Here is a 16,996-nt window from a genome sequence, read left to right on the forward strand (position 1 = left end):
CCCCCGACAACACCTCCACCCCCACAAACCTGTCCGCCGCCACCGCCAAACCCTCCGGCGCCAACCGCAACACACCCGACGCCGGAAAACCCGGCCCACGCAACGCAAACTGATCCCACAACCGCCAATCACCCGTGGCCAGGGTCACGCCTTCGGACATCGCACTGACACCTTCCTGAGTGCGGCGCGACCGGCGCCGACTGAAAAGCAACTGTCGTCGATCAGTTCTCACGCAATTACGGAAGACTCATTCCGAGCGACCGGCGCACCACTGCAGCACCGCACGTGCGCTGTGGTACTTGTGTTCCGCCTGCTCAAAAGCGATGCTGGCCGGCCCGTCGAACACCTCGACGGTCACCTCCTCGCCGCGGTGGGCAGGCAGGTCGTGCATGAAGACCGCGCCCGGGCTGGTGGCCAGCACAGCCGCGTCGACCTGGAACGGGGCGAACGTCGAACGCCAGTCCGGGGTGGGCTTGACCGTTCCGGTGGTCTGCCAGCGGGTGGTGTAGACGACGTCGACCAGGGGCAGGTCAGCCATGTCGTGTCGCTGCGTCACCGTCGCGCCACTGCGTCTGGCGTAGACCTCCGCACGGTCCAGGAACCGTTGTCCCACGCCGTACCCGGGTGGGGTACGCAGGTGCAGCGCGACGCCGGGGAACCGGGACAGCGCGAGGGTCAGCGCCGACGCGGTGTTGTTGCCCTCACCGACGTAGAGCACCCGCAGGCCGTCGACACGTCCGAAGTGACGAGTCAGCGTGGTCAGGTCGGCCAAGGCCTGGGTCGGGTGTTCCTCGGCGCTCATCGCGTTGACCACCGCCATCCGGGGCTGCCCGGCCCAGGTACGCAACTCGGCCTCACTGCCCGCGGTACGGACCACCAGGACGTCGAGCATCCGGGACAGGACGGCCCCGGTGTCCTCGGCGGACTCGCCGGTGTTCTCCTGCAGGTCGCCCGGACCGTAGGTGATCAACTGGCCGCCCAGCCGCAGTGCTCCTGCCGAGAACGCGGTGCGGGTCCGGGTGGACGTCTTACGGAACAGCACCCCCACCACCAGATCGCGCAGGGGGCGGTCGTCGTCGGCACCGGAGGCGTACTCGGCACCCCGACGAATGATCCAGTGCAGGTCCTCGTCGTTGAGATCGTCGATGCTGACGAGGTGCCGACGCGGCGTGTCGAACATCAGGCCTTCCTCCGTCTCGTGAGGGATCGATCACGACGCCGACAGGGCGTCACGGAGCAGTTCGAGGCCGAGGTCGAGTCGCACGACGTCGATGTTCAGCGGTGGCAGGACCTTGACCACCTCGTCGTGTCGCCCGCACAGCTCGACGATCAGGCCGTGGTCGAAGGCGTACCGCTGTACCCGGTCGGCGCGTTCCGCCCCACCGGCCCGGCCGAGGTCGATCCCCAGAGCCATCCCCTGGCCTCGCGTGACCACTCCCGGCTCGCTGTCGGCCAGCTCGGCACCGAACCGCATCAGCCGGTTCGCCGAGACGGCGAGATTGGTCAGGAACTGCCCCTGCCGCCACAACTCGCAGGCAGCCGTGGCACCGACGAACGCGAGCTGGTTGCCGCGGAAAGTTCCCGTGTGTTCACCCGCCTCCCAGACGTCCAGGTCACGACGGATCAGTGTCAGCGCCAGCGGCAGCCCGTAGCCGCCGATCGCCTTGGAGACGGTCACCAGGTCAGGGATGACGCCGGCATGCTCGAAGGAGAAGAACCTGCCGGTACGCCCGCAGCCGGACTGGATCTCGTCGACGATCAGCAGGATGCCGCGTCGCTCGGTCAGCTCACGTAGCCGCCGCAGCCACTGGGACGAGGCGGGATAGACACCGCCCTCCATCTGTACCGGCTCGACGATCACCGCCGCGGGCAGGTCGGTGCCCGAGGACGGATCGTCCAGCAGCCGCTCGATGAGCGCGACGGAGTCGAACGGTCCGGCGGGTCCGTCCTCGTAAGGGACGAAGGTGACATCCTGTCCCGCCACCCCACCGGCACGGCGGGCCCGACGACTGCCGGTGACCCCCAGCGACCCGCAGGACATCCCGTGGTACGCACCGGTGAACGCGACAATCCCCTGGCGGCCGGTGGCCTTGCGGGCGAGTTTGAGTGCGGCCTCCACCGCGTCGGTGCCGGTCGGGCCGCAGAACTGCACCTTGTGGTCGAGTCCGCGGGGCCGTAGGACCGTCTCGGCGAAGCGGGTGAGGAACTCCCGCTTGGCGATGGTGTACAGGTCCAGGCCGTGCATGATCCGGTCGGAAGCCAGGTATTCCTGGATCCGTTGCTTGATGAAGCCGTTGTTGTGGCCGTAGTTCAGGGTGCCGGCACCGCAGAAGAAGTCGATGTAGCGGCGGCCGTCCTCGGCGTACAGCTCCACGCCCTTGGCCCGGTCGAACACCACCGGGAACTTGCGACAGTAGAGCCGTACCTCCGACTCCAGATCTTCGAAAACGGAGAAGTCCGGGGCGGCGACGGCGGTGCCGGGGTGCTCGCTGGTGACGGTCATCTGGGTCCTTTCGTCGGTGCCTGCGGCAGATCGAGCAAGTGACGGCTGAACCGGTCACGCCAGTGGTCGAGCTGGCCAAACACGCGGGCACCGGTAGCGACGCAGATCCGTCGACTGCCACCGATGTCCACCTTGTCACCTCCGTCGAGGGCCGACGCCGGCCGCCTCACCACTGGCCGCGGGCTTGACGACAAGGCTGCTGACCAGCCGGGATGGCGGACAGGGAAGAAGCAGCAGAACCGACGCGCGGGCTTGTCTGCGCGTCTGTCTCTACGCCTCCCGCCACCGGCGGGCGCACGCTGGCGGCCAGACAGCAGACCCGAGAGGGCCAAGACCCTGGCCGACGACAACGTCCACCGAACTGTCCGCCACGGTGAACCGTGGCGGTAACCGGCCCCTGGTACGGGTGACGGCTAGGCAGAGCTGCCCGCGCCCGACGGGCGACCGGTGATCCGCGGCCCGCCTGTCCCCGTTGTGACCGAGCCTGACGGCCGCACCACACCATCACCGGCCCGTCGAGCCGCACCGACACCGGCTCGGAGATCCGTACGAGAGGACCACCGATCATGCTCGATCAATCGATCCGCCCACCCCGGATCGTGCAGGGACCGCGACTGCACCTCCTCCAGGAGGAACGCTCAGCCGTGCGCCACCTGGCCGAACGCCTCGTCGCGGCGCCCCCCGCGCTGCTGGACGACCCGGGCTGGGTGACGCGGGCCCGGCAGGTCAGTTGTCGACTGCCGACCCGGCTCACCGAAGCGATCCGCGCCTACCGGCACGACCCGGGCCCCACCGGCACCCTCGTCCTCACCGGGCTGCCCGTCGGCGAACCTGACCTGCCCGACACACCCACCGTCCGGGACTCCGTGGAGCGCATTCCCGCCCTACCGGCCGTCACCGCGATGCTCATCGGCCTGCAACTCGGCGAAGTCATCGCCTACCGGGAGGAGAAGATCGGAGCCCTGGTGCAGAACGTGGTTCCCGTACCCGGGCTGCTGGAAACCCAGAGCAATGCCGGATCCGTGCCGCTGGAACTCCACGTCGAGAATGCCTTCCACCCGCAGCGGCCGGACTACGTCGGCCTGCTGTGCCTGCGCAACGACCACGCCAAGCAGGCCGGCACTCTGGTCGCCTGCATCCGACAAGCGCTACCACTGCTGACGGAGGCCGACCGCAGGATCCTCCACGAACCGCGCTTCCTGACCGCACCTCCGCCGTCGTTCCGGTCCGGCGACCGCACCCGGCCTCACTCGGTGCTTCAGGGCAGCCTCACGGATCCGAACATCTGCGTCGACTTCAACGCCACCAGAGCGCTGGACGAGGAAGCCCGGGAGGTCATGGTCCGTCTCCGGCAGGCCATCACCGATGTCGCGGCCTCGCTGGTCCTCCAGTCGGGCTCCATGGCACTGGTCGACAACCGGCTCGTTCTGCACGGCCGCACCGAATTCGTCCCCCGTTTCGATGGCCACGACCGCTGGTTGCACCGCGTCTACGTGCACCTGGACAACCGGCGCAGCCGCGCCTACCGGGACGACGGCGGGGCCGTGCTGACCTGAGACCCCACGTCTCCGGTCGCGGCGGGTGCCTTTGACGCGGTAACCCGATGCGCGGCGTTCCGGGCGCCCCTGCTGATGATCCGTCGTCTGCCCGCCGGTGCGTATCCAGTGGTGCCGGCCGGGCGGGCAGTGACCGCAAGGGAGCCTGCTCGTAGCAGGTCCTGTCACAGTCCCGTGGAAGGGAAATCGACCGTGCCGGCCTCCTGCCGCCGATCGGAGAGAAGAACACGCAGAAACTCGGGCACCGGTTCTGCCGGCAGCGCTGCCGGTTGTTCCCTGCTGTGACCCGGCGTCGATTGGACACGCTGAGCGCCATGGATACGACGACGACTGCCCCGAACGCAGGCACAAATGCTCCTCAGGCGCCGGCCCTCCCATACGTGATGTCCGCAGAAGCAGCGCCAGCCCCCGTCACCAGCTTCGTGTCCGGTGCTCGGAGGGAGATCCGGCAGCGGCTGCACAAACACGGGGCGGTGCTGCTGCGCGGCTTTGACATCGGTGGTGTGGACGGGTTCGAGGGCGTCGTGCGGACCGTCGCCGGAGCACCACTGGCCTACGCCGAGCGGTCGTCTCCCCGTAGCACGATCAAAGGTCAGGTGTACACCTCGACGGACTACCCGCCGAGCGAGGAGATTTTCCTGCACAACGAGAACTCCTACCAGGCCACCTGGCCAATGATGTTGTTCTTCCACTGCATGCAGCCGCCCGCCACCCTCGGTGCCACGCCCCTGGCCGACGTCCGGCAGGTGTACCGGTCCATCGATCCGGCCGTACGGGAGGCCTGCGCCGCCCGGGGCTGGATGGTGGTCCGCAACTTCACCCCCGGCTTCGGGGTGCCCTGGCAGCAGGCGTTCAACACCGACGACCGCACCGCCGTCGAGACCTACTGCGCGCGCAACGGCGTCGAGGTCGAGTGGATCGGCAGACAGGGACTGCGCACCCGGGCCCGGCGCGAGGCCGTACACCGGCACCCGGTCACCAACGAACTGGTCTGGTTCAACCACCTCGCGTTCTGGCACGTGACGACCTTGGCCGCCGAGGTCTGCGCCGGGCTGCGGCAGATGTTCGACGAGTCCAACCTGCCGACCAACACGTACTACGGCGACGGACAACCGGTACCCGACGATGTCGTGGCACACCTGCGGGACTGCTACCGAATGGCTCAGCGGCGGTTCGACTGGCAGCTCGACGACGTACTCATCGTGGACAACATGCTCGCCGCGCACGGCCGTGAGCCCTTCACCGGGGCCCGGCGGATCGCCGTGGCGATGGCCGAACCCTGGTCCGGAGGGTCGGCCGTCACGGCCTGACCCTCCGCTCCGCCCCAGACTCATCTCAACGCAGGAGGCGATCGATGGAAACCGGAGATGGTGGAATCCCACTGTCATTCGCGCAGGAGCAGATGTGGTTCCTTGACCTGCTCCACTCGGGGGCCACCCACTACCTGATGCAGCGCGCGTTCCGGTTACGCGGCCCGCTGGACGTCGAGGCCCTCTCGCATGCCCTGACGGCAGTCGCCGAGCGACACGAGGTGTTACGTACCCGGTACGAGACCGTCGACGGGACGGCGATCCAGGTCATCGACGATCCTCAGCCTGTCGAGCTGACCGTACGCGATCTCACCAAAGACCCGAGCGACAGCCGGGAGCGGCTGGTTCAGGAGATCGTCGCGACGGACCTGGACACGCCGATCGATGTGCGGACGATGACGCCCTGGCGGGTCACCGTCATCCGGCTCTCGCCGGCGGACTGGGTCCTCTCGATCACCATTCACCACATCGCCTTCGACGGCTGGTCGTGGGACGTGCTGATCCGTGAGCTCGGCGTCCTGTACCGGGCGTACGCCACGGCTTCGCCCGTACCGTTGGCGCCCCTTGCCGTACAGTACGCGGACTTCGCACTATGGCAGCGGAAGTCGTGGAACTCGTCCGCTGCGCTGATGGAGAAGCAGCTCACCTACTGGCGTGACCGGCTGGCCGGGTTGTCCCCGCTCGAACTGCCCACCGACCGACGGCGCCCGACGCGGTGGAAGGCCGATGGCGGCAGCATCGATGTCAGCATCCCTGATGCCGTCGTGCGGCAGCTGGCCGTCGTGGCCCGTACACGCAACGCGACACCGTTCATGGTCTACCTGGCCGCGTTTCAGCTCCTGCTCAGCCGCTACTCCGGGCAGAGCGACGTGGCCGTCGGTGTGTCGGTGGCCGGCCGTACCCAGGTGGAGCTGGAGCAACTGATCGGCCTCTTCCTCAACACCGTGGTGATGCGGACGGACCTGTCCGGCGCTTCGTCGTTCGAGGAGCTCCTGGACCGGGTCCGTGACACCACCCTGGACGCCTACGGCCACCAGGAGGTGCCGTTCGAGCGGGTGGTGGCCGAGCTGGCACCGGAACGCGACCTGTCCCGCAACCCGTTGTTCCAAGTCGGATTCGCCCTGTACAACACCCGACAGGAATCGCTCACCCTGCCCGGACTCGATGTCGAACGGTTCAGCACGATCGCGACGAGTTCGGCCTTCGACCTGTCCCTGCACCTGGTCGAGCGGCCGGACGGCTCACTGGTCGGACGAATGATGTACCCGACCGCGCTGTTCAACAGGTCCCGAATCGAGCGGATGGCCGCCAACTACCGTCACCTGTTGGTCAGCATCGCCGCCGATCCGCGCCGCCCGGTGACCAGGCTGGAGTTGATCGCGGATCCCGAGCGGGAACGACTTCTCGCGTGGAACCGGACAACGCTCCCCTTCGACACCCCGGACAAGTGCCTGCCCGCGCTCTTCGCCGCCGCGGCCCGCCGTACCCCACACGCCCCCGCCGTGGTCGCCGCTGACCGCGTCCTCAGCTATGCCGAGCTGGCCGCCCGGGTGAACAGCCTCGCAAGCTGCCTGCGGACGATGGGCGTCACCGCGGAGACGCCGGTGGGCGTGGCCATGGAGCGCGGGGTCGAGCTGGTCACAGCGCTGATCGCGGTTCTCTCCGCCGGGGGTGTCTACGTCCCGCTGCCACCCGATCACCCCACTGAACGCCTGTCACTCATGATCGCCGACGCCGGCATACGCATCGTGCTCACCCAGGAGGCCCTACGGTCCCGGCTGCCCGGGGCGGAACAGGTGGTGGCGGTCGACACGCGGTGGGAGGAACTCACCGACCGCGCGGCCCCCAGCGACCTGCCGCCCATCGATGCGGCCCAGGCGGCGTACGTGATGTACACCTCCGGGTCGACCGGGCGACCCAAGGGCGTGATGATCACCCACGACGGCATCCGCAACCGGGTGCTCTGGTCGGTCGACCGGTACGGTCTGGGTCCCGCCGATCGGATCCTGCAGAAGACCACCATCGGTTTCGACGCCTCGATGTGGGAGTTCCTCGCACCCCTGGTCTCCGGTGGCACCGTCGTAATGGCACCACGGGACGCCCACCGTGATCCAGCCGTCATGGTCCGCGCTGTCGTCGAGCACGGGGTCACCGTCCTGCAGCTCGTCCCGTCCGTGCTGCGACTGCTGGTCCAGGAACCCGGGCTGGCCGACTGCACCACACTGCGCCTGGTGTGTTCCGCGGGCGAGCCGCTGCCCGCCGCGCTGTGCGAAAGACTGACCTCCCGCGTGAACTGCGACGTGTTCAACACCTACGGACCGACTGAGTGTTCGATCGACTCGACCGCCTGGCCCTACGTCCCCGGAGAGGCGGCGGAGAGCGCCCCGATCGGCACGCCACTGTCGAACATCCGGGTCTTCGTGGTCGACGGCGAAGCCCAGCTCACCCCCATCGGCGTGCCCGGTGAGCTCTGTGTCGCCGGAGTCGGGGTGGCCCGCGGGTACCTCGGCCGCGGGGACCTGACCGCTGACCGGTTCATGCCCAACCCCTTCGCCCACGAACCCGGTGAGCGGTGGTACCGCACCGGGGACCTCGCCCGCTGGCGTGACGACGGCACGCTCGAGTTCGCCGGCCGCGTCGACGACCAGGTGAAGATCCGAGGCGTACGAGTGGAGCCGGGTGAGATCGAGACGGCCCTTACCGCGCACCCCGCAGTCACGGCCGCGACGGTCACCACCCATCGACCGGTAACCGGCGACGTGGAGCTGGTGGCGTACGTGGTGCCCGCTGACGACACGCCACCGCAGCCCGATGAGCTCCGCGACCACCTCTCCCTGCGGCTCCCGGCCGCACTCGTTCCCTCGGTCATCACGTATCTCGACGCGCTCCCGTTGACTCCCAACGGGAAGGTCGACCGCGCGGCGCTGCCCGTGCCCGGTGATGTACGCTCGGCCGGGACGAACGGTCACATCCCTCCACGCACACCGACCGAGCAAACTATCGCCGAAATCATGTCCGACGTGCTCGGGGTAGACCCTGTCGGCCTCGAGGACGACTTCTTCGCCCTCGGCGGGCACTCCCTGCTGGCTATCCGCCTCGTCCTCAAGCTGCGCCGCGCGTTCGACCTGGAGCTGACCGTCGGTGAGTTGTTCGACCGACGTACGGTCCGGGAGCTTGCCGCCCTGGTCGACGCGGGCACCACACCGAGCCAGCCCGCCATCCAGCCCGTGCCACGGAACCGACCGCTGCCGCTCTCCTTCGCCCAGCAGCGGATGTGGTTCCTGGACCAGTTGGAGCCAGACAGCGTGGAGTACCTCGTACCGCTGGCACTCCGACTACACGGGACGTTGGACGTGGAGGCGCTACGGCATGCGGCCGACGAGGTCGCCCGCCGCCACGAGGTGCTCCGCACCCGCTACATCGGGGTCCAGGGCGAACCGGTCCAGATCGTCGACCCACCGGGGCCGGCGACGTTCCGGCTGATCGACCTGACCGACGCCCCGGACGCGTCGGCCAAGGGCCGGAAGCTGCTCGACCACGCCTCCAGCACACCGTTCGACCTCGAACGGGAACACCAGCTGCGGGTCACGCTCATCCGCACCGCGCCGGATGAGCACCTCATCGCGATCACCCTGCACCACATCGTCTTCGACGCGTGGTCGATGGGCATCTTCCTACGTGACCTGGTTGCCTCCTACGACGCCTTCGCGGAGGGGCGCCCCTCCCCGCTGCGCCCCGCGCAACTGCAGTACGCGGACTTCGCGGCGTGGCAGCGGGAACGACAGCCCGGACACGAGTTGATCGGTCAACTTGACTACTGGCGTGAGCAGCTCGCCGGTCTGACCCCGGTCGAGCTGACGTTCGACCGGCCACGCCCAGCCCAGCGGGACCCACGCGGTGACACGGTGATGGTGGATGTGCCGGAGGAGCTTGCCTCGGCCGTCGCCAACCTCGGCGACCGCAACGGCACTACCCTGTTCATGACGCTGCTCGCCGCGTTTCAGGTGCTGCTCGCCCGGTACACCGGCCGGACCGACATCGCGGTCGGTACCCCCGTGGCTGGGCGGACCCGGCAGGAGACCGAGGAACTTGTCGGCTTCTTCGTCAACAACCTCGTCATGCGCGGTGACCTCAGCGGCGACCCGTCCTTCTCAGAGATCCTCCCGCAGGTGCGTCAGACGGTGCTCGACGCGTTCGCCAACCAAGACGTGCCCTTCGAACACCTGGTCGACGCGCTGCGCCCGGACCGAGACCTGTCCCGGAACCCGCTGTTTCAGATCATGTTCGAGGTTCAGCATCTGGCTCCCCTGCCCGCCGCCCTCGGTTCAGCATCCGTCGAACCCCTCACCTCCGGCACGCCAGTGGCCAAGTTCGACCTGACGCTGTCAGTGCAACAGCGCACGAACGGACGACTACGCCTCGTCTTCGAGTACGCGGCCGGACTGTTCGACCGGACGACCATCCACCGGATGGCCTCCCACTACCTGCAGTTGCTGGCCAGCGTCGTTGACGATCCCGACACCGCGATCGCCGAACTGAACCTGCTCACGGAGACCGAGCGACAGCAGATCCTCGAGCAGTGGCCGAGTTCGGCGGGCAGGCGGCTTCCGCACCTCGATCCGCCAGCGGAATGGCACCTCTGCGTACCGACGTTGTTCGAGCGGCAGGTGCAGCGCACACCTGATGCAGTGGCGGTGGTCTTCGGTGAGCAGCGACTCACCTACCGCGAGCTCAACCGTCGCGCGAACCAGCTCGCCCACCATCTGCGCACGATGGGGATCCGGCCGGAGACCATCGTCGGTTCCTGCCTGGAGCGCGGTACGGAGGCTGTCGTCGCGTTGTTGGCGGTGCTCAAGGCCGGCGGGGTGTACGTGCCTTTCGACCCCCAGCATCCCGTGGAGCGGCTGAACTTCATGCTGGCCGACGCCAACGCTCAGGTGGTGCTGACGACTCGGAACTTCGCCGACCGGCTCAGCGACGACCGAAGGGTGGTGGTGGTTGACGGGGAGGAACCGACGTCCGCCCATCAGCCGGAGACCGATCCCGCTCCCCTGGTCCAACCGAACAACCTCGCCTACATCATCTACACATCCGGCTCCACCGGGCGCCCCAAGGGCGTCATGATTGAGCATCGGTCCTACGTACACCACTGCCGGGTGATCGCCGACGCCTATGACATCAGCCCGGACGACCGGGTGGTCCTACTCTCCGCCCTCACCTTCGACGTAGCGATGGACCAGATCGCCGCCACTCTGCTGGCTGGGGCCGCCATCGTGGTCAGCGACCCGGTGTTCTGGGCACCAGCGGAGTTGGCCGAGCGCCTTGCCGAACATCAGGTGACGATCGTCGAGATCACCCCTGCCTACTACCGGGAGCTGCTCCAGTTCGACGTGGAGTGTCTGTCGCAGCTCAAACTGATGAACGTCGGCAGTGACGTGGTGACGGTCTCCGATGCCCGACGGTGGGCGGCGACCGGGCTGCCCGCACGATTCCTGTGCAACTACGGCCCAACTGAAGCGACTGTCACCTGTCTACTGCATCCGGTCGCCGGTGAACTTGTCGGACATCGTGAGGAGGCGGCACTGCCGCTGGGGCGCCCTGTCGCCGGTACCCGCGCCTATGTGCTCGACGCCGCCCTACGGCCGGCGCCCATCGGGGTACCCGGCGAACTCTGCCTCGGCGGAGTGCGCCTCGCCCGTGGCTACCATGACCGACCTGGACTGACCGCCGAGCGTTTCATACCCGATCCGTTCTCGTCAGCGCCGGGAGCGAGGCTCTACCGCACCGGTGACCTCGTTCGGTACCGACCGGACGGCAAAGTGGAATTTCTCGGCCGGATCGACCAGCAGGTCAAGGTTCGCGGCTACCGCATCGAGCTTGGCGAGATCGAGGCGGCGCTGGTCCGGCATCCGACGGTGCAGGCGGCTGTGGTGGTGGCCAGGCACGTCGGGCCAGGCGAGCGGCAACTCGTTGCCTACCTTGTGTGTCCGCCAGACGCCCGGCTGGACGTCAGCGAACTCTGCGACCACCTACGCGGACTACTACCGGAGTACATGATCCCAGCGATCTGGATGCCGTTGGCCACCCTGCCACTGACCAGCAGTAAGAAGATCGACCGAGCAGCGCTGCCGGACCCGGTCCTGGACCACGGGATGCGGACATACGTGGCACCGAGGAACCCCGGTGAGGAAGCCATCGCGCGGATATGGACCGATGTCCTCGGCATCGAGCAGATCGGCGCGACCGACAACTTCTTCGAACTTGGTGGGCACTCGTTGCACGCCACCCGGGTCCTCGCGCACCTACAGCAGACCTTCGCGGTCGAACTCCCGTTACGCCGCCTGTTCGAGGCGACCAGCGTGGCCAGCCTGGCCAACGTCGTGACCGAGACCATCCAGGCCCAGATCGAGCTGCTGTCCGACGACGAGGTCGAGGAGCTGCTCTCCGAGGACGGTCGAAGAGGTTAGGTCCGTTCGGGGCGAGGGTGGACACTCCGGGCTCGTCCTCGGTCAGGATCCGACGGTTGACCTGACGTTTCAGCGTCGCGCGGATGCTTTCGACGTGTTTCGGTCACGCCTCGACGTCGAGCGCGAGGCATCTGGCCACGGTCCGCATGCCGGTGGGTGTGGTGATCTGCTGGCGGAGCCGGTCGGCGACCCGGGCTGCCGACCGGCTCCGCGTACGGCGATCAGGTGTGATGTGCACCGGTGTCGCCGGGACGGTGTGCCGGTCAGCCGGTGCACGATGGTGGCCGCCGAAGCCCACAGCCTCCGTGACACGGCCGGCTCCGGCCGGATCTCGTACTCGCGCACGAGGCGACGGTGCAGCGCCATGTCCTGCCTGAAGTTCTGGTCGAGGATCGCGTTCGCGTTCTCCCGCCAGGTCGAAGCCGCCCTGATGACCCGAGACCGAGACGCGTTTTGGCCTTCCACGCCCGCAGGATCGGCCCGATCAGCGCCCACTGCTCGCGGTGACATCGCTGCGGTACGGCTTTCGATCATCCCTGACGAGCTGACGTGACGAGACCTCCGGTTGCAGTGTGGGCGTCAGCACCTCACACCTCGCCGGAGTGATTCTCAGCTCAGGGTGCCCTGCCATCGTGGCGTGAGTTTGGGCATCACACCCTGCGCAGGCAGAGGCGGATAGTCGGTGAGTGCGGCGGCCAACGCCGCCACGCTGGGGTGCTCGAAGAGCGCCCGTACCGGCACGTCGACGCCGAGGCTGGTCCGCAACCGCACGGCGATCCTGGTAGCCAACAACGAGTGGCCACCGACGTCGAAGAAGTTCTCGTGCACGCCGATCCGGTCCCGGCCCAGGACCTCCTGCCACACGTCGGCCACCGTCTGCTCCACAGCCGTCCTCGGCGCGATCGCGCCTGCCGTCGAGCCGAGCCGGTGTACCACCGGGTCCGGCAGCGCCCGGCGGTCCACCTTTCCGCTGCTGGTGGTGGGAATCATGGGCAGGGCCACATAGTACGCGGGCACCATGTGCGCCGGCAGCAGCCGTGCGGCGTGAGTTCGCAGGTCATCGGCATCCAGGGAGGAGTTCTCCCCTCGGGGCACCAGATACGCGACGAGGTGGGCGTCGGTGTCGCCGTGCACCACGACTGCGGCCTCGCGCACCGCCGGGTGGGCGGTCAGCGTGGCGGCGATCTCGCCCGGCTCGATCCGGAACCCCCGGATCTTGGCCTGCTCGTCGCTGCGTCCGAGATACTCCACCGTACCGTCGGGACGGTGTCGGGCGAGGTCACCAGTGAGGTACAGGCGCCCGCCCGGCGCGCCAGCCGGATCGGGCACGAACCGTTCGGCGGTCAGGGCGGGGCGGGCGTGGTAGCCACGGGCGAGTTGCACCCCGGCCAGGCAGAGCTGACCGGTGGCCCCGACCGGTACCGGGCGCAGCTCCGCGTCGAGGATGTGCACCCGGGTGTTGGAGACAGGACGGCCGATGGTCACCCGCTCCCCAGGGCGGCAGGGCGTAGCGGTGACGTCTACCGCAGCCTCGGTCGGTCCGTAGAGGTTGTGCAACTCGACGCCGATGCGGGTGTGGAAATCCTCGGCCAGGTCATCGGGGAGCGCCTCGCCGCTGCAGAACACCCGGCGCAGGGTGTTCAGGCCGGACGGCCCAGCGGGCAGGGCGGTGAGGAAGCTGCGCAGCATTGTCGGCACGAAGTGAACGGTGGTGATCCGCTCGGCGGTGATCAGGGTGGCCAGGTACTCCGGGTCCCGGTGGCCGCCGGGGCGGGCCAGTACCAATGTCGCGCCGGTGAACAGCGGCCAGAAGAACTCCCACACGGAGACGTCGAAGGTCGCCGGGGTCTTCTGCAGGACCCGGTCACTAGCGTCGATCCGGTAGGTGTCCTGCATCCAGCGCAGCCGGTTCAGGATGGCCCGGTGGGTGACCACCACGCCCTTCGGCCGACCTGTGGAGCCGGAAGTATAGATGAGGTAGGCCGGATGATCGGGGTCGAGAGCCACCTCGCGGGGGCGGGTCGGCCCGCCGTCGGTACCAGGGTCGCACACGTCGAGCACGGCGGCAGCGTGGCCTGTGACCCGATCGGCGAGATCCGCGCTGGTCAGCACGACACTGGCGGCAGAGTCGCCGAGCATGGTGGCAAGGCGTTCCGGGGGGTCCTCGGGGGCCAGCGGCAGATACGCCCCTCCAGCGCGAAGCACCCCGAGGAGCGCCACCACCAAGTTCAGGCCGCGGTGCAGGCATACCCCGACCACTGATTCCGGGCCGACACCGTGCCCGCGTAGCCGCTGGGCGATCCGGTCGGCGCGGGCTTGCAACGCCGCGTACGTCAGCTCTCCGTCGTCGGAGACCACCGCCGTTGCGTTCGGCGTGGCTGCCGTGCGACGTGCCACCAGGCCGGGCAGCGTCTCTCCGGGTGGATAGTCGACCCGGGTGTCATTCCACACCTCCAGCTGCCGCAGCTCGGGTTGCGACAGTAACGGCAGTGCGGCCAGCGGGGTGTCCGGCCGGGCCAGTACGAGGCGCAGCAGCCGAAGGTAGCTGTCGGTCAGGCGGCGCACTGTGGCCCGGTCGAACAGCGCGGTAGCGTACTGCACCCGGACGACGAGACCGCCGTCAGACAGCGGACTGAGCTCGAAGTTCAGGTCGAACGGCGAGCTGACGATCGGCGCGCGGACCAGTTCAACGTCGAGGCCGGGCAGCGCGAACGGCTCGGGAAGCGCGCTTCGCAACGAGAAGGAAACCTGGAACAGCGGATTGCGGGACTGGTCCCGTTCCAGGACCACCTCGTCAACCACCCGCTGGAACGGTACCTCGGCGTTGGAGAAGGCGGCGAGGGCGTTCTGTCGTACCCGTCGCAGCAGTTCGGTGAAGGTGGGGCGACCGGTCAAGTCGGCGCGGAGCACGACGGTGTTGACAAAGAACCCGACCAGGCCCTCCACATCGGTACGGCCGCGCCCGGCGACCGGGATGCCCAGGCCGAAATCGGCCTGCCCGCTGTACCGGCCGAGCAGCTCCTGAACCACCGCGACCAGCACCATGAACCGGGTCGCCCGGTGCGTGCGGGCGGTCCGGTCGACTTCGGTGACAAGTGCTGGTGACAGGTCCAGACTCATCCCATCACCCACGCCGTCCCAGACCGGTGGGCGGGGGCGGTCGGTTGGCAATTCCAGCGACGGTAGACCAGCCAGCCGGGTACGCCAGTGGTCGAGCTGGCGGGTCACGCGGGGACCGGTGACCCGTTCACGCTGCCACTCGGCGAAGTCGGCGTACTGCGTCGGCAGGGCCGGCAGGTCAGCCGGTACGCCGCTGGTATGTGCGGCGTATCCGGCGGTCAGTTCCCGGTTGAGCACTCGCCAGGACCAGCCGTCAAAGGCGATGTGGTGCACCACCAGCGCTAGCAGGTGGTCGTCGGGAGCGAGCCTGGCCAGGGTCAGCCGCCATGGAGGCGCGGCGGTGAGAGCGATGGGCCGCCGCAGTTCATCGGTGAGGAACTCCGTGACTGCATGCTCACGGTAAGCTGCGTCAACGCCGAGATCAACGAGGTTGATCGTCACGTCGACGTGCTCCTCGATTCGCTGCACGGGCACGCCGTCCCGGGCCTCGTAGCGGGTGCGCAGCACCTCGTGCCGGTCCACGATCGCGGCAAGCGCGTGGCTCAACGCGCCCCGGTTCAGGGTGCCGCGGATCCGCAGCGCCAACGGCAGCAGGTAGTCCGATGAGCCGGGTCGAAGCTGCTCAAGGAACCACAACCGTTGTTGGGAGAAGGAAGCCGCACGGGTAACGACACCCACCTGTCGAATGCCACCGTTGTCCACTTCGCCACCTCCGTCGAGCGGCCGACGCGCACAGGCGTCCACACCGGCCGTGGGCCTGACGACAAGGCTGCTGACCGGAACGGGCGGCCGACAGGGAAGAAGCAGCAGAACCGACCACGTTGCTCTGCCTGCGTCTTTGTCTCTATGCCACCTCAACTTTTGCCTGAGTAGGCTTCGCGCCGCGACCGGGCAGAGGCCGGACGGGTCTTGGCGGCGTAGTAGGTCGACGGTGCGATCTGCGCGGGCGTGTCCTCGAGCGCCCGCAGGACCGGCTGGACACCGTGTTCGGCCTTCTGGGAGTCGACGAAGTCGACCTTCATCGCGACGGACGGTCCAGCTCCGCCGCGAAGAAACTCGCCGCGGACTTCAGGATCTGGTTGGCCCGCCGCAGCTCACGATTCTCCCGCTCCAACGCGGCGAGGCGTTCGGCGTCGCTGCTGGTGGTGCCCGGACGGTCCCCGGCGTCGGTCTCGGCCTTCTTCACCCACGTGCGCAACGCCTCCGGATGAACCCCGAGCTGACCGGCGATCCGCCGGATCGCGCCTACCGCAGACGCCAGGACCCGCGGGCCTCGACGGCCAACCGGGTCGCACGCTCACGCAGCTCATCGTTGTACTTCTTCGGTGCGGGCATCGCTGGTGTTCCTCCCAGGTTTCGATGTCTCCATCAAACCGGTGCGGGACACCACGAGCAGGTTCGCAGCGGGATCCGCGGTCAGCAGGACCCGCTCCCCCGTTCCGAGGCCGCACCAGTGCCGCACCGCAGCCGGCAGCGACAGGTGCCCCTGACCGGTGACAGTGAAAACTCCCTGAGAATCACGACGCACGACGATGGCGCCGCCACCGTGACGGATGTCCGACCGCACGCAGGCTCCCAGCCCAGTGCGCCGATGATCGCCCGATCGCGGATCCGGCCACTGCTGTCGACCGAAGCCAAGCGATACATCCTCGCTCCGGTGCGCTGCTGCGGGAGGGCCGGCATCGGCAAGGGCGCTCGACGCAGCGGAGCCGGACCTAGCGACTCTCTCCTGGCCTGGAAGCAGGACCGGGGGGAACGACGGAAGCCACCGAGGGCTCAGCCACAAGGACCACCACCCTCGTCCGACGCGGAGTCGGTAGAGGTGGTGACAGAGGTCAGATTCGCATGGTCAAGTGCGCTTGACCACCAGTACGCGGGACACGGCATCGGTGCCGCAAATTTGTGTCCGAGGGGCCACACGAACCACTCCCCCACCACCGATCACGATCGGCGCAACCCTCAAACTCGCCCGAATCTAACTGCCATAAGCGCGGGCCTGACCGTCGAGGAGGAGGCAGTGCTGCCGTTCCTGCTCGCCGC

9 protein-coding genes are annotated in these 16,996 nt (G+C 68.2%); 3 read left to right on the top strand and 6 right to left on the bottom strand.

Annotated features, from left to right (window positions below):
* Positions 1-247: 247 nt before the first annotated feature.
* Positions 248-1,180, bottom strand: a complete 933-nt coding sequence (locus tag QSK20_RS29540; RefSeq protein WP_285791898.1) for an ornithine carbamoyltransferase — start codon at positions 1,178-1,180, stop codon at positions 248-250.
* A 30-nt stretch (positions 1,181-1,210) separates the two neighbouring features.
* Positions 1,211-2,503 (bottom strand): diaminobutyrate--2-oxoglutarate transaminase, encoded by a 1,293-nt coding sequence (ectB, locus tag QSK20_RS29545; protein ID WP_285791899.1) that lies wholly within the window; start codon positions 2,501-2,503, stop codon positions 1,211-1,213.
* A gap of 566 nt (positions 2,504-3,069) precedes the next feature.
* Here ectB and QSK20_RS29550 point away from each other — a divergent pair.
* The 3 genes from QSK20_RS29550 (at position 3,070) to QSK20_RS29560 (ending at position 11,836) form a co-directional block, all read left to right on the top strand.
* Positions 3,070-4,059 (top strand): TauD/TfdA family dioxygenase, encoded by a 990-nt coding sequence (locus QSK20_RS29550; protein WP_285791900.1) that lies wholly within the window; start codon positions 3,070-3,072, stop codon positions 4,057-4,059.
* Positions 4,060-4,442: 383 nt separating this feature from the next.
* On the top strand, positions 4,443-5,369 hold the full coding sequence (locus QSK20_RS29555) for a TauD/TfdA family dioxygenase (protein WP_285791901.1): 927 nt from the start codon (positions 4,443-4,445) through the stop codon (positions 5,367-5,369).
* Positions 5,370-5,413: 44 nt separating this feature from the next.
* Positions 5,414-11,836: a non-ribosomal peptide synthetase gene (locus QSK20_RS29560; RefSeq protein WP_285791902.1), complete on the top strand. Its 6,423-nt coding sequence runs from the start codon at positions 5,414-5,416 to the stop codon at positions 11,834-11,836.
* Between the two features lie 609 nt (positions 11,837-12,445).
* Here the strand turns inward: QSK20_RS29560 and QSK20_RS29565 are convergent.
* The 4 genes from QSK20_RS29565 to QSK20_RS29580 all read right to left on the bottom strand — a co-directional run bounded on the left by QSK20_RS29565 (position 12,446) and on the right by QSK20_RS29580 (position 16,523).
* A complete protein-coding gene (locus tag QSK20_RS29565) occupies positions 12,446-15,634 on the bottom strand; it encodes a non-ribosomal peptide synthetase (protein ID WP_285791903.1) in 3,189 nt (1,062 codons plus the stop codon).
* A gap of 176 nt (positions 15,635-15,810) precedes the next feature.
* On the bottom strand, positions 15,811-15,978 hold the full coding sequence (locus tag QSK20_RS29570) for a hypothetical protein (protein WP_285791904.1): 168 nt from the start codon (positions 15,976-15,978) through the stop codon (positions 15,811-15,813).
* Complete coding sequence (locus QSK20_RS29575) at positions 15,975-16,217, bottom strand: transposase (protein WP_352232331.1); 243 nt, start codon at positions 16,215-16,217, stop codon at positions 15,975-15,977. The genes QSK20_RS29570 and QSK20_RS29575 overlap by 4 nt, the downstream gene beginning before the upstream one ends.
* Positions 16,218-16,262: 45 nt before the next feature.
* The gene (locus QSK20_RS29580) at positions 16,263-16,523 is read right to left on the bottom strand and encodes a hypothetical protein (RefSeq protein ID WP_285791905.1); all 261 of its coding nucleotides are present in this window, start codon (positions 16,521-16,523) and stop codon (positions 16,263-16,265) included.
* Between the last annotated feature and the right edge of the window lie 473 nt (positions 16,524-16,996).

Origin of the sequence: Micromonospora sp. NBRC 101691 (assembly GCF_030269285.1) — a bacterium.
Taxonomy (GTDB): Bacteria; Actinomycetota; Actinomycetes; order Mycobacteriales; family Micromonosporaceae; genus Micromonospora; species Micromonospora echinospora.

Excerpts from the sequence above, each read along its gene's own strand:
- QSK20_RS29540 (WP_285791898.1), bottom strand. The coding sequence starts at position 1,180 with ATGTTCGACACGCCGCGTCGGCACCTCGTCAGCATCGACGATCTCAAC.
- QSK20_RS29560 (WP_285791902.1), top strand. The coding sequence starts at position 5,414 with ATGGAAACCGGAGATGGTGGAATCCCACTGTCATTCGCGCAGGAGCAG.
- QSK20_RS29550 (WP_285791900.1), top strand. The coding sequence starts at position 3,070 with ATGCTCGATCAATCGATCCGCCCACCCCGGATCGTGCAGGGACCGCGA.
- ectB (WP_285791899.1), bottom strand. The coding sequence starts at position 2,503 with ATGACCGTCACCAGCGAGCACCCCGGCACCGCCGTCGCCGCCCCGGAC.
- QSK20_RS29555 (WP_285791901.1), top strand. The coding sequence starts at position 4,443 with ATGTCCGCAGAAGCAGCGCCAGCCCCCGTCACCAGCTTCGTGTCCGGT.
- QSK20_RS29570 (WP_285791904.1), bottom strand. The coding sequence starts at position 15,978 with ATGAAGGTCGACTTCGTCGACTCCCAGAAGGCCGAACACGGTGTCCAG.